At 70.3% G+C, this 12,225-nt stretch carries 14 protein-coding genes; 7 read left to right on the plus strand and 7 right to left on the minus strand.

The window, feature by feature from the left end; genetic code table 11:
* Window position 1: 1 nt before the first annotated feature.
* From OG588_RS47000 to OG588_RS47015, 4 genes are read right to left on the minus strand one after another with little or no spacing between them, the layout of a single operon-like run.
* Entirely contained in the window at window positions 2-958 is a 957-nt protein-coding gene (locus OG588_RS47000) for a catechol 1,2-dioxygenase (RefSeq protein ID WP_405952655.1), read from the minus strand.
* The gene (locus OG588_RS47005; RefSeq protein ID WP_405952656.1) at window positions 955-2,307 is read right to left on the minus strand and encodes a M20 family metallopeptidase; all 1,353 of its coding nucleotides are present in this window, start codon (window positions 2,305-2,307) and stop codon (window positions 955-957) included. The genes OG588_RS47000 and OG588_RS47005 overlap by 4 nt, the downstream gene beginning before the upstream one ends.
* Window positions 2,304-2,426, minus strand: coding sequence for a hypothetical protein (locus OG588_RS47010; protein WP_019056058.1), 123 nt, complete (start codon window positions 2,424-2,426; stop codon window positions 2,304-2,306). Before OG588_RS47010 ends, OG588_RS47005 begins: the two co-directional genes overlap by 4 nt.
* Window positions 2,423-3,649 carry a Rieske 2Fe-2S domain-containing protein gene (locus OG588_RS47015; protein ID WP_405952657.1) on the minus strand — a complete coding sequence of 409 codons (1,227 nt, stop codon included), beginning with the start codon at window positions 3,647-3,649 and terminating at the stop codon, window positions 2,423-2,425. The genes OG588_RS47010 and OG588_RS47015 overlap by 4 nt, the downstream gene beginning before the upstream one ends.
* Window positions 3,650-3,907: 258 nt before the next feature.
* Between OG588_RS47015 and OG588_RS47020 the strand changes: the two genes are divergently transcribed.
* The 4 genes from OG588_RS47020 to OG588_RS47035 are packed head-to-tail and all read left to right on the plus strand — an operon-like array spanning window position 3,908 to window position 7,528.
* A complete protein-coding gene (locus OG588_RS47020) occupies window positions 3,908-4,915 on the plus strand; it encodes an ABC transporter substrate-binding protein (RefSeq protein ID WP_405952658.1) in 1,008 nt (335 codons plus the stop codon).
* Window positions 4,915-5,760 carry an ABC transporter ATP-binding protein gene (locus OG588_RS47025; protein WP_405952659.1) on the plus strand — a complete coding sequence of 282 codons (846 nt, stop codon included), beginning with the start codon at window positions 4,915-4,917 and terminating at the stop codon, window positions 5,758-5,760. The genes OG588_RS47020 and OG588_RS47025 overlap by 1 nt, the downstream gene beginning before the upstream one ends.
* The gene (locus OG588_RS47030; protein WP_405952660.1) at window positions 5,757-6,578 is read left to right on the plus strand and encodes an ABC transporter permease; all 822 of its coding nucleotides are present in this window, start codon (window positions 5,757-5,759) and stop codon (window positions 6,576-6,578) included. Before OG588_RS47025 ends, OG588_RS47030 begins: the two co-directional genes overlap by 4 nt.
* Window positions 6,575-7,528: a zinc-binding alcohol dehydrogenase family protein gene (locus tag OG588_RS47035; protein ID WP_405952661.1), complete on the plus strand. Its 954-nt coding sequence runs from the start codon at window positions 6,575-6,577 to the stop codon at window positions 7,526-7,528. Before OG588_RS47030 ends, OG588_RS47035 begins: the two co-directional genes overlap by 4 nt.
* A gap of 38 nt (window positions 7,529-7,566) precedes the next feature.
* On the opposite strand, the gene OG588_RS47040 is transcribed toward OG588_RS47035, so the two are convergent.
* On the minus strand, window positions 7,567-8,328 hold the full coding sequence (locus OG588_RS47040; RefSeq protein WP_405952662.1) for a DeoR/GlpR family DNA-binding transcription regulator: 762 nt from the start codon (window positions 8,326-8,328) through the stop codon (window positions 7,567-7,569).
* An 89-nt stretch (window positions 8,329-8,417) separates the two neighbouring features.
* Here OG588_RS47040 and OG588_RS47045 point away from each other — a divergent pair, with 89 nt between their 5' ends.
* Both OG588_RS47045 and OG588_RS47050 read left to right on the plus strand, forming a co-directional pair.
* A complete protein-coding gene (locus OG588_RS47045; RefSeq protein WP_405952663.1) occupies window positions 8,418-9,608 on the plus strand; it encodes an MFS transporter in 1,191 nt (396 codons plus the stop codon).
* Between the two features lie 81 nt (window positions 9,609-9,689).
* Window positions 9,690-10,331 carry an HAD family hydrolase gene (locus OG588_RS47050; RefSeq protein ID WP_405952664.1) on the plus strand — a complete coding sequence of 214 codons (642 nt, stop codon included), beginning with the start codon at window positions 9,690-9,692 and terminating at the stop codon, window positions 10,329-10,331.
* Here OG588_RS47050 and OG588_RS47055 read toward each other — a convergent pair.
* On the minus strand, window positions 10,318-10,734 hold the full coding sequence (locus OG588_RS47055; RefSeq protein ID WP_405952665.1) for an acyl dehydratase: 417 nt from the start codon (window positions 10,732-10,734) through the stop codon (window positions 10,318-10,320). The genes OG588_RS47050 and OG588_RS47055 overlap by 14 nt on opposite strands.
* A complete protein-coding gene (locus OG588_RS47060) occupies window positions 10,731-11,216 on the minus strand; it encodes a MaoC family dehydratase N-terminal domain-containing protein (RefSeq protein WP_405952666.1) in 486 nt (161 codons plus the stop codon). Before OG588_RS47060 ends, OG588_RS47055 begins: the two co-directional genes overlap by 4 nt.
* 121 nt (window positions 11,217-11,337) lie before the next feature.
* On the opposite strand from OG588_RS47060, the gene OG588_RS47065 reads away from it, so the two are divergent.
* Window positions 11,338-12,216 carry an alpha/beta fold hydrolase gene (locus OG588_RS47065; protein WP_405952667.1) on the plus strand — a complete coding sequence of 293 codons (879 nt, stop codon included), beginning with the start codon at window positions 11,338-11,340 and terminating at the stop codon, window positions 12,214-12,216.
* Window positions 12,217-12,225 lie beyond the last annotated feature (9 nt).

Below are 12,225 nucleotides of genomic sequence, written 5' to 3' on the forward strand. Positions count from 1 at the left end.
CTTACTGCCTTTCGGTGGGGGCCTGTTGGGGGTCGAGGACGGCTACGCCCATCCCGGTGAGCCACTCGGGCATCGGCTCGTACGCCAGCCGGCGTCCCGGAATGTGGTCCAGCACCGCCGACATGAGCAGCCAAGTGCGCAACTCCTGTGCGCCGTTGCCCGCGACCTTCTCCAGCTCCTCGGTGGTGTACTCGGTGATGCGACGCGTCTCGCCGCGCTCCACGAGGGACAGGAAGTCGGCGTCAAACTCGGGGTTGAGCGCGGCCTCGGCGGCGCGGATGATCTCGCGGCGCCGGACGTCGTAGTCCTGCCAGTTCTCCCGGCCGTTCAGCCAGGCGCCGACCATGAACTCCTCGTCGGCGCCGTGCGGTTCACGCCAGTCCGGCCAGGGGAGCCGGTGCGAGAGCCCGCCCGAGCCGACCACCGCGACGCGTCGGTCGCCGGGGAAGGCGAGGACGGCGTCCCGGATCGCGCGGCCGAGTTCCTCGCAGCGGGTGAGGGTGGGCAGCGGAGGGGCGAAGACGTTCACGACGATCGGCACGATCTCCACGTCCAGGCCCTCGAAGAGGTACTGGATGGCGTGCGACTGGCCGTGGTCGATCTGGAGCTTCGCCGAGAACGCCGGGTCGAAACTCCCGCTCTCCACAAGAGAGTTGGCGATGTGTCGGGCCAGTGGCACGTCCACCGGCTGCGGGCCCTTCGGGGTGCCGGACTCGCCGCTGGCGACGCACTCGCCGACGCCGATCGTAAAGCTCGGGATCAGGTCCAGCCAGAAGCCGCGGAAGTGGTTCGAGCCGATGAGGATCACCGTGTCGGGGCGGGCCGCGAGGAGCGCCTCACGTGCCTCGGCGAGCGCGTCGCGGAACCGCTCGGCCCGGTCCTTGTGGAAGGTCTCCTTCCAGTGCGTGTTCATCAGTGTGCTGTGCGAGGCGCCCACGCCCAGGACGATCTCGGTCATGCCGTCGTTCCTTCCGAGAGGGACGCCACTTCGGCGCGGGACCGGGTCACGGTGTCGATCGCCGTACGGATCAGATGGCGCGTGAGCTTCTCCATCGCCTGCACGGAGACGGTGTTCATGCCCCGCGCGAAGTCGATGTCGAACAGCGAGTCCGTGACCTTCGGCATACCGACCCGGACGGTCGAGATGCCGCGCCCACGCAGGATGTTGGCGTCGGTGGCCCCGCTGTTGCCCCGGATCACCTCGTGCTCGCGGCCCTCGAACGCGGCCCAACTCGCCGTCGCGCTACGGCAGATCCAGCTGTCGGGGTCGGTGCGCGTGCCGGGGACGGCCAGGACCATCTCGGCGTCGACATGGATGCCGGGGTTCTTCTCGCGGAGCGTGTCGATGGCTGCGAGGAACTCCCGCTTGGCCTGCATCGGGGCCGTGTCGGGGGCGATGCGCAGGTCCACCATGAGGGTGCAGGACGCCGGTGTCACCGCAGCCATCCGGGGCCAACCGCCCTGTATCGAGGAGACGATGCCCTGCGGCGCGACCGTGCCGGAGGTGTGCCGGTCGGCGTACTCGACGAACCACTCCTCCAGATGCCGGGCGACCTCACCGGCGCGGACGACGGGGTTGTCGTAGGGGAGGCGGTGGCGGGAGCCGACGTAGGTGTGGGTGCCGTGGACCGTCACCTCGAACCAGACCAGGCCGACCTCGTCCCAGGAGACCGTCCAGCCGGGCTTGGCGATGAGGGCGTAGTCGGTCCAGGCGCCCTGTTCCAGGAGGAACGAACAGCCCGCGCCCTGGCCGGTGTTGAGGCGGGTGGAGCCGGGGCGGGCGTTGGTGGGCATGCCGCCCGCGCCGAACGCCGCGACCAGATCGCCGGTGAGGGGGATGCCCGCGAGTGCGATCGCCTCGGCGGCCATCATCACGCAGGCCGCGTGGCCCTTCGGGTTGGAGGCGCCGAGGCCGACGACGAGGTCGTCGTGGACGGTGGCCCGCGGACGCATGTCGTCCCTCAACTCCGGCCCGATCCACGGGAGATCCTCGCTCTCCTCGCCCACCGTCAGGGTGTCGATCGGCGCGTAGAGCATGAGGTCGGGGCCGGTGCCGTCGCCGGACAGCCGGGCCCAGGCGTTGGCCTGCCGGTCGTCCAACGGCTGAACCTGGGCACGGCAGCCGGCGGCCGTGAGGGTGTCGGCGATGTGCCCGGCGAGGGGCCCCTCGTCGCCGGTAGGGGACGGGATGTCGACCAGCCCGGTGATCAGCTCGCGCAACCGGTCGCCGGTGACCTGCCGCCAGGCGTCCTCGACCCAGCCGCGCCGCTGCGCGTCCAGCCCCGCCAACTCGCCTGCGGCACTCACTGGTTGATCCTGTGGACCTGGGTCATGGTCGTGCGCTCGAAGCGCTTCTTTGCGAGCGGGAGCCCGAGGGCGATGCCGGCTCCGATCAGCAGGGTGAGCAGGGTGCGGCCCATGGTCATGCCTTCTTCTCGTCGGAACTGGTGACTGCGTCGGGGCCGGCGAGCTTCTTGCCGTACTCCTCCTCGCTGAGGTTCCGCCAGGCGGTCAGCGAGATGTCGGGGCGGTAGAGCTTCTCCGGGGGAGCGTCGGTGATGTCGACCATCCACGCGTCCTGGCCGGAGAACTGGCCGTGGAACAACCACCGGATCGCACCGAGGTACTTGGCGTAGAAACGCAGGGTGTCCCAGCCCTCGGTGAAGTTGACCATCACACCGACATAGCGGTGGTTGTCCTCGTCGACGGGGACGTAGAACTCGTAGTGGATGAAGTTCGGGTACGCGATGCGCAGCACGCCCGGCATCGACAGGGACGCGAAGCCGGGGAACTCCTGGGCCTCGATCGTCGGGTTGACCTTGTCGGGCTTGCCCGTGTTGCCGATGTTGAAGGTCTCCTTCGGCGGCTGGGCCTTCCACCAGCGTTTGTTGGTCCAGCGGCCGACGCCGGGGAAGTCCGCCTCCCAGTACACCTCGTCCTGGACGCGGTAGATCCAGCGGCCCTTGGGGACGACGCGCGTGATGTTCCAGGTGGGCATCGGCTTGAACAGGCGCCAAAGTGCCGTGCGGTGCAGGTACTTGGCGTGTCCCTCGTCGAAGCCGTTCTCGCAGGCGAAGCGCCAGTTGCCGCTGCGCGGGTCGATCCGGCCGCCCATCACGAAGGCGTTCTCGACGAGTTCCTCGGGCAACTGCGAGTCGATGGAGTGCGGTTCCTCGTCGGCGAGCGGGATGTACACCCACACCATGCCGAGGCGCTCCTCGACCGGGTACGTCCGCACCGAGACCTTGCCGGTCAGCCGGCAGCCGGGGCCGTCGGTGATGACCGCGGCGAGCTTGCCGGTGGGCAGGTCGAAGGTCCAGCCGTGGTACGGGCAGCTGATCGTGCCGGGGAACTGCTGGTCGCCCTCGGAGAGCGGGACGCCGCGGTGCGGGCAGCGGTTGTGCAGCGCGTACGCTGTGTCGCCGTCCCGGATCAGCGTGATCTTCTCGCCGCAGATGGTGAACGGGAGCGGATCGGCGGTGATCTGGCTGGACCAGGTGACCGGGTACCAGTAGCCGCGGAAACCCGAGCCCGCCGCGTCGTAGTGGGGCCACGACTTCCAGTCCTGGCGGCCGGGCTCACCTGTTGGTCTGCGGCGGCTCCGGCTCCGGACCGTGGGCTGTGCGTCGGGAGAGTCCTCGACCGTCATCGTGCGCGTCCTCCTGCTGCCGGGATGCCTGTCCGGCGAGCATGCGGCGGACCGGCGGATCCGCCCAAGGGACCCGTCCCGCTGGGCGGACCGCCCCGCACGGACACCCTGGGAGACCGGGGCTCACCTGCGCGTCCCGTTCAGCGGACCCTCGTCGATGCGTGGAGGCCACCCGGCGTTCTACGGTGCGCCACATCCCGTGCCGCCCCCCACCGACCAGCCGAAGCCGGCGGTCTCCCATCGACCTCTGAGGTACTCATGGAGACACGGTCCACGACACGCCACCCCCTCGCAGGCCCCACCGCCCTCGCCGTCGCACTCCTCACCCTCACCGCGTGCGGCGCGGGCACCACCGACTCGGCCGCGGGCTCCGGCTCCGGCAAGAACGCCGCGGGCCCCACGATCCGCATCGGCGTCGGCATCGACGCCTCGTACGCGCCCTTCTTCCTCGCCGACGCGAAAGGCCTCTGGGCCAAGCACGGGGTGAACGTCCAGCTCGTCCAGTTCGGGCAGGGCAGCGAGGGCGTCAACAACCTCGTCGCGGGTCAGGTCCAGATGTCCGGCAACTCGGACACCACCACGATCAGCATGCTGCCCCAAGACCCCGACCTGCGTTCCCTGTTGGTGTACGAGCAGTCCGGCAAGTACCTCAAGGTCGTCCTCGGCCCGAAGGTCAAGTCCCCTTCGCAGATACGCAGGATGGCCGTGGCGCCTGGGCTGTCCGAGCTTGCGGCGACCCGGTTCCTGGAGTCGAAGAACATCGACCCGAAGTCGGTCAAGTTCATCACCGCGGACCCGCCCGAGATCCCGGCCCTGATGCAGAAGGGCGACGTCGACGCGTACGTCCTGTGGGAACCCTGGCCCACCAAGGGCGTCGCGCAGGGCGGCCGGATCCTGGAGAACACCGGTGCCTACGGCCTGAGTTACTCCCAGTGGCTGCTCACCGGCGCGGCCTGGCTGAAGGCCAACTCCGGCACCGCCACCAAGGTCGCCCAGGCTCTTCAGGAGGCGGCCCGGCTGACCGAGAGCGACCCGAAGGCCGCGGCCCAGGCGACCGAGAAGGCCGTGAAGGTCCCGGCCGCCCAGACGCTGACCGCCATCAAGGAGATCGACTTCGGGACCCGCGACTTCACCGACACGGACCTCAAGGGGTACGCGGACACAGCCAAGTTCTTCGTCGACACCGGCAAGGTCAAGGCACCGCCGGATGTCACGACGGCCGTCCAACGCGGTTGGTTCAACCAGCACTTGAAGGGAACGTCGTGATGACGGAGGTCGTGGAGAGCGCCCTGCCGAAGGTCCGTGGCGCCGCCCTGTGCGCGGACGGCGTCGGCATCCGCTTCGACTCCTTCCAGGCCGTCCAGAACATCTCCCTCGACATAGCCGCAGGCGAGTTCCTGTGTCTGCTCGGCCCGAGCGGCTGCGGCAAGTCCACGCTGCTGTCCGCGATGGCCGGCTTCGTGCCCGTGGACGAGGGCAGCCTCAGCGTCGGCGGGGCCCGGATCACCGGCCCCGACCCGGAGTTGGGCATGGTCTTCCAGAGCAGCGAGGCACTGTTCGACTGGATGACGGTCCGTCAGAATGTCGCCTTCGGCCCCCGCATGCGCGGCGCCTCCCGCGCCGAACAGACGAAGCTGGCCGACGAATACCTCGGCCTGGTGGGGCTACGGCACTGCGCGGACCGCTTCCCGGGCCGGCTCAGCGGCGGCATGCGCCAACGCGTCCAGATCGCCCGGGTGTTGGCCAACGAACCCGGCGTCGTCCTGATGGACGAACCCTTCGGCGCGCTCGACGCGCAGACCCGGCAGGTGATGCAGGAGGAGACCGACCGCATCTGGCGCGCCTCCGGCTGCACCGTCGTCTTCGTCACCCACGACATCGACGAGGCGATCCTGCTGGCCGACCGGATCGCCGTCATGACCGCGGGCCCGGCGGCCTCGGTGAAGTCCGTCTACCCCGTCGACCTCCCCAGGCCGCGCGACGAGGACGATCCGTCCGCCGTCGAACTGCGCCGCCAACTCCGGGCGGACATCGGCGAAGAGGTCCGCAAGGCGCTGCGCGACCAGGGACTCGACGACGCGTCGCGCGATGCGGAGGAGGACGACCGATGACCGTCGCGACGGCCGCGGCCACCGGCAGCGCGGAAGCGCGGAAACGCCCCGCCCGGGCGACCGCAAGCCGCCTGCGCGCACTCGGCATGTACACCCTGTCCGTCCTCGTCGGCCTCACCGTCTGGCAACTGCTGGCGATGGCGTACGGCTCCTCGCTGGTCGCCTCCCCGAGCGAAACCCTCGGCGCGGCACGGCAGTTGGCGTCGGACGGCACGCTGACAAACTCGATCATCGCCTCCAGCCGCCGCATCCTGATCGGCTGGGGACTCGGCGTACTCGTCGGCGCACCGGTCGGACTGCTCGTCGGACAGGTCCCGGTGATCCGCCAACTCCTGGAGCCCTACATCGAGTTCTTCCGCTTCATCCCACCGGTCGCCTTCGTGACCCTGGCTGTGGTGTGGCTCGGCATCGGCGAGTCGTCGAAGGTCGTCCTGATCTTCTACACGGCCGTCTTCATCGTCACGGTCAACACCAGCGCCGGTGTCATGGCGGTGAGCGAGTCCAAGCTGCGCGCGGCCCGGAACCTGGGCGCGAACCGCCGCCAGATCCTGCGGAGCATCGTGCTGCCCTCGACCGTGCCGCACATCGTCACCGGCGCCCGCCTCGCCATGGGCAACAGCTTCCTGACCATCGTCTCCGCCGAGATCGTCGCCTCCCAGGTCGGACTCGGCTCGTTGATCTGGACCTCCCGCAACTACGGGCGGATCGACTGGGTCTTCGTCGGGATCATCACCCTGGGAATCCTCGGGTTCGTCTTCGACCGCGTCCTGCGGATCGTCGCGTCCCGCGTTCTGCGTCGATACGGAGTGAAGTTGTGACGACCGCCAAGTCCCGCGCCCTGGTCCTGGAGAGCTTCGGCTCACTGCCCCGCCTGGTGGAGCGCCCGGTGCCGGAGCCCCGCCCCGGCCACACTCTCGTACGGATGCGGGCGGCCCAGGTGGGACACCTCGATCTGAACGTCGTGGACGGCAGGTTCGGCATCCTCCCCGACCTGCCCGCCGTACCGGGCACCACGGGCTGCGGGGTCGTCCTCGCCTCGGACATCCACCCCGAGGGCACTCTGGTCCGCCTCGGAGGCAAGGCCATCGGCCTGCGCCGCGACGGCTGTTGGGCGGAACACGCACTGGTGCCGGACGCCGCCGTCGAGATCGTGGAAGAGGGCACGGACCCTGCGCTGGCGTGCAGTTGGTTCTCACCGGTGGGTACGGCGTGGGCGGCGGTGCACACGGTGGCGGACGTCCAGCCGGGGGAGCGGGTGCTCGTGACCGGCGCGGCGGGGGCGGTCGGGGCGATGGCCGTGCAGGTTGCCGCGCGAGCCGGGGCCGAAGTGGTCGGAGCGGTCGGGCGGCCGGCCAAGCTCGCTCACGTCCCGGCACCCGCGAAGGCCGTCCTCGCCTCCGAGCTGTCCCCGGAGTCCGTGGGCGGCCCGGTCGACGTGGTCATCGACACGGTCGGTGGACCGGTCCTGCGTGACGCGCTCCCGCTCGTCCGCCCGCGCGGTCGGGTCGCGCTCGTCGGCTACACAGCAGGACGCGAATTCACCGTAGACCTCGCGGACTTCCTGCTGGCCGATGTGTCTCTGCTGCCGGTGAACCTGATGTCGCGCGGCAAGGAGGTCGCGGCGGACGCGCAGGTGCTGCTGGCGGAACTGCGGACGGGGGCGCTGACCCTGGAGATCGAGCGGCACGGCATCGACGCGTTCGCCGAGGCGGCCGAGCGGCTGCGGACGGGCGAGGCGATCGGCAAGGTGGTGCTGGACCTGGGCTGATGGGAGGCCGTGTGCCGGCACTGTCTCGTTTGCAGGCCTCAGACGGTCTTGACGACAGTGCCGGTGCCTTCGAGCGCGGTGATCTCGTCGGCGGGTGCCGAGGTGTCGGTGACCAGGGTGTGCAGGAGTGTGGTGGGGCCGACGTAGGCGTACGCGGTGTGGCCGAGCTTGCTGCCGTCGGCGGCGACGACGATGCGGCGCGCGGTGGCGATGGCGGCCTTCTTCACGGCCGCGTCGTCGAGGTCGTAGGCGGTCAGGCCCTCGGCCGCGCTCAGACCGCAGCAGCCCATGACGGCGGTGTCGAAGCGGAGCGCCGCCAGGGACGCGAGGGTGAGCGGGCCGGTGAGGGCTCCCTCGGCGGCCCGGGGCTGCCCGCCGGGCACCATCAGCGTGACCGGGCCCGGGCCCTCGCCGAACACCTGGATCGCCTGCAAGGACAGGGGCATCACCGTGACCCGCCGCCGACGCAGCAGGTGGGCGACCTCCAGGCAGGTGGTGCCGCTGTCCAGGAGGACGGTCTCGCCGTCGGCGATGAGTGAGCACACCTCGGCCGCGATACGGCGCTTGGCATCCACGGCCTCGTGCGCACGCAGCGCGAAGGGTGGCTCCTCGCCCCGGAGCAGCAGGGTCCGCGCCCCGCCACGGACGCGCTCCAGAACGCCCTGCGCGGACAGGGCGTCGAGGTCGCGCCGGATGGTCATCTCGGAGGCGCCGGTCAGTTCGACGAGTTCCTGGACCGTGATCCTGCCGGTCTCCCTGACGGCCTGCGCGATCGTCCCGTGCCGGTCTGCGTTGCTCATAGCGTGATTGAACACCTCTCGAAACGAACATGCAATGTGTGCGAAGCGACAGTATTCAATCACCATGAATGTTCGTTACGGTTGCTGCCATGAGCCATTCGCTTCGATCCGCCCGAGTGGCGACCTTTGTCTACTTCAGCCTGTGCGGCACCCTGATGGGCACCTGGGTGGTGAACATCCCCGCCATCGAGGAGCGGGTGGGTGTCAGCCACGCGACGCTCGGGGGACTGCTGGTGCTGCTGGGGCTGGGGGCCTTCATCGGCATGCAGGTGGCCGGGAGCCTGACCGACAAGCTCGGGGCGCGCATCGTCGTCCCCGCCACCGCCGTGCTGTGCAGCGCGGCCCTGGTGCTGCCGGGCCTGCCCCGGGATCCGTGGACGCTGGCAGGTGCCCTGCTCGTCTTCGGGTTCTGCAACGGTTGCCTGGACGTGAGCATGAACGCCCACGCCGTACACGTGGAGAAGGCGTACGGCAGGCCCGTCATGTCGGCCTTCCACGCCACGTTCTCGGTCGGCGGCGTCCTCGCCGCGCTGGTCGGAGCGGCCACGGCGAGCGCCGGCCTGAGCCCGGCCGCGGGCATGGCCACCATGGGAGCCCTCGGCATCGTGACCGCCCTGGTGTCGGCCCGCGCCCTGCTGCCGACCACGCCCACGGCCCCCGCGGGACAGGTCGAGCACACGCCGGCCGCCGGGCCCCGCCGCACCGGCAGGCGCATCTGGATCCTCGCCGCCCTGGCCCTGATGGTCATGCTGTGCGAGGGCGCCGCCAACGACTGGAGCGCGCTGCACCTGAAGGACGTCCTCGGCGCCCCCGCGAGCACCGCCGCCTTCGCGTACGGCACCTTCGCGGCGACCATGACCATCGGCCGACTGCTCGCCGACCGCCTCGTCGCCCGCTTCGGATCCATGGCGATACTGCGGTACGGCTCGACGACGGCCGCCGTCGGCATCACGGTCGTGACCGTCTCGCCGTGGATATGGGCCGCGTTCGCGGGATGGGCACTGTTCGGTCTGGGGCTGTCCGGCTGTGTCCCGCAGCTGTTCAGCGCGGCCGGACACGCAGACCCCTCCGCCGCCGGGGCCAACGTCTCCCGGGTGGCAGGACTCGGCTACGTCGGCATGCTCGCCGGCCCCGCCGCGATCGGCTGGCTGACCCACCTCGTCGCCCTGAACCACGCCTTCGTCCTGCTGATCCTGCTGTGCGCGATCACCGCCGTGGCCGCCGGAGTCCTGCGCACCGGCTCCGACCGCTCGCCCGAGATGGCCGCAAGCGGCAACTGACCGCCTGTGCGGCACGGCTCACTCCGTGCCGCACAGGCTTCTCCGCCCACCCGGCCGCCAGAACCCGGAGGAACCCTCACCATGCCTACAGACCGGCGCATCGTGCTCTTCGACCTCTTCGGTGTCATCGCCCGCCAGCAACTCCCGGGCGCCCAGGGCAAGATGGCCGACCACTGTCACGCACCGACCGAAGCCTTCACCGCGGCCTACTGGGCCTGCCGCCCGCCCTACGACGCCGGTCGGCAGTCCGCGCCCGAGTACTGGACCGCCGTACTACGACAGCTGTCCCGGCCCGCCGACGCCGACACGATCGAGGAACTGCGCCTCACCGACATCGACAGCTGGTCGCGCGTCGACGACCGGATGGTCGCCTACGTCCAGTCCCTCCGCGAGGTCACCGAGGTCGCCCTGCTGTCCAACATCCCCTCGGACCACGCGGACGCCTTCCTCGCCGCGCAGCCCTGGCTGCACCGTCTGGACCACGTCGCCTTCTCCGGAAAGATCAAAGCGGCGAAGCCGGACCCGGCAGCCTTCCAGCACTGCGTCACCGCCATGCGGGCAGCCCCGGCCGACTTCCTCTTCGTCGACGACCGCGAGGAGAACGTACGAGCCGCGCGAGCGACGGGCATGAACGGACACGTCTTCACCGACCCCGCCGACCTGGCAACCGTCATCGACGCCTGGCTGCTGCCGAAGCCTTCGGCCCCGCTCACCCCGGGATGACCACCGCCCGGCCCCGGCAGCACACCACATCACCGGTACCGCACCGCTCGATCAGATCCAGCGTCACCGCACCACTGCTCGCATCCACCGACTGCACGGTGCCCGTCACCAGCAGCCGGTCACCGACGTGCGCCGGCGCCCGATTACGCCAGCCGACCTCCCGGACCTGCCCGCCCACGCCCGCGAACTCCGCAGCCGCACGATGAAACAGACAGCCGTGCAACTGGGCCATGACGACGGGTCCGGCCAGCCCCTCCGACCGGGCGAACTCGGTGTCGTAGTGGATGAGATGGGCGTTACGGGTGACGGCACCGAAGCGCAGCAGGGTGATCGCGTCGGTCGTCAGCTCGACGGGCAACACGGCCTGTCCCACGACGACTTGGCGTTCCCGGCGGCCCGTCATCGGACGATGAACCTCTCCGTGACCTCCACCAACGCCCCCCGCGCCGCGCCGTACACCTTCTCCATCGTGAGGAGCAGGAATCCCTCCCCAACTCCCTTGCGTTCCACGGCAGTCAGCGCGCGTCGCAGCTCGATCAGGTCGCCCGCCCGCACCTCTCCGACCCAGCGCACGTCCTGGCCGCCCGCCATCAGCCGGACGTCGAGCCCGTCGGTGCCGGGGACCTCGTCGCGGTACATGCCGTCCGACCGGAACTCCGCCGTGTCGGCCCCGGGCGCCCCGCGCAGCAGACTCACCACGTACATCGGGTGGACGGCGAAGTCGGCGCGCGCGGGATCGACGAGACGCGGTGCGTGCTCACCGGCCGCCCGCGCGAACTCCGCCGCGTCCTCGGCCCGTACGACGCCCAACGACCGCCGCTCCCACCGCCCCACCGACGCCCGGGCCCGCTCCTCGACCAGCTCCAACACGGCGCTTCTGATCATGAGTTGCCTCCTCTCCGGTGCCCGGACGGTAAGGACGGTCCGCCCTCGACCGCCACGGAACCGGCCCGCTCAGTGGACCGTTCCACTTGGGCCGGGTCCGCCGCCGCCCCACCATCAGCACATGGACCTCATGGACATCCAGGCGCCCCCGGAGGGCGCCTACGCGGAAGCGGACGGCGTCAAGTACCACTACGTCGAACTGGGGGAGGGCGGCCCCTCGGTCAGCCCCACGGTCTTTCTGCACGGCGGCGGCCCCGGGTGCACCGGCTGGTCGGACTTCGGCCAGGTGGCACAGCTGTTCGCGACGGAACGCCGCTGTCTGCTCGTCGACATCCTCCAGTACGGCAAGTCCGCCAAGCCCGTCATCGAGGGCCCCATGTGGGACTACCACGCGGCCAAGACAGTCGCCCTGCTCGACGAACTCGGCATCGACCGCGCCGACTTCGTCTGCAACTCCTGGGGCGGCACCATCGCCCTCAACCTCGCCGCCAAGTACCCCGAGCGCGTACGGTCGTTGGTCATCACCGGCAGCATGCCCGTCTTCTACGGCCCGCTCGCGCCGCTGCCGGAAGGCGGTCGCCGGGGCCGTAACGCCCGCGACGTGTATTACGGCGGCACCGGCCCCTCGTGGCAGAAGATGCGCGAACTCATCGCCCGCCTGGAGTGGTTCGCCCCGGACGCCATCCCCGACGGCACCGTGACCCTGCGCTACGAGCAGAGCCTCGACCCCGAGGAGACCGCCCTCGCCGGTGCCTCCGACAACCCGCGCGGCGACTGGCAGGACCTCACCGCCGAACTCGGCCGGATCGCCGCGCCGACGCTGTTCCTGTGGGGTATGCAGGACGCGTTCCTGACCCCGGACTACCCGCTGATGCTGGCCCGCATGATCGCCAAGGGCAACCTGCACGTGATGAGCGAGGCCTCCCATCACCCGCAGGAGGAATGGCCGTACGACTACCACAGCGTGGTCTCCGGCTTCCTGAACCAGCAGCACAACTGACTCTCCGGG

This window comes from Streptomyces prunicolor (assembly GCF_045162825.1).
Classification (GTDB): Bacteria; Actinomycetota; Actinomycetes; order Streptomycetales; family Streptomycetaceae; genus Streptomyces; species Streptomyces prunicolor.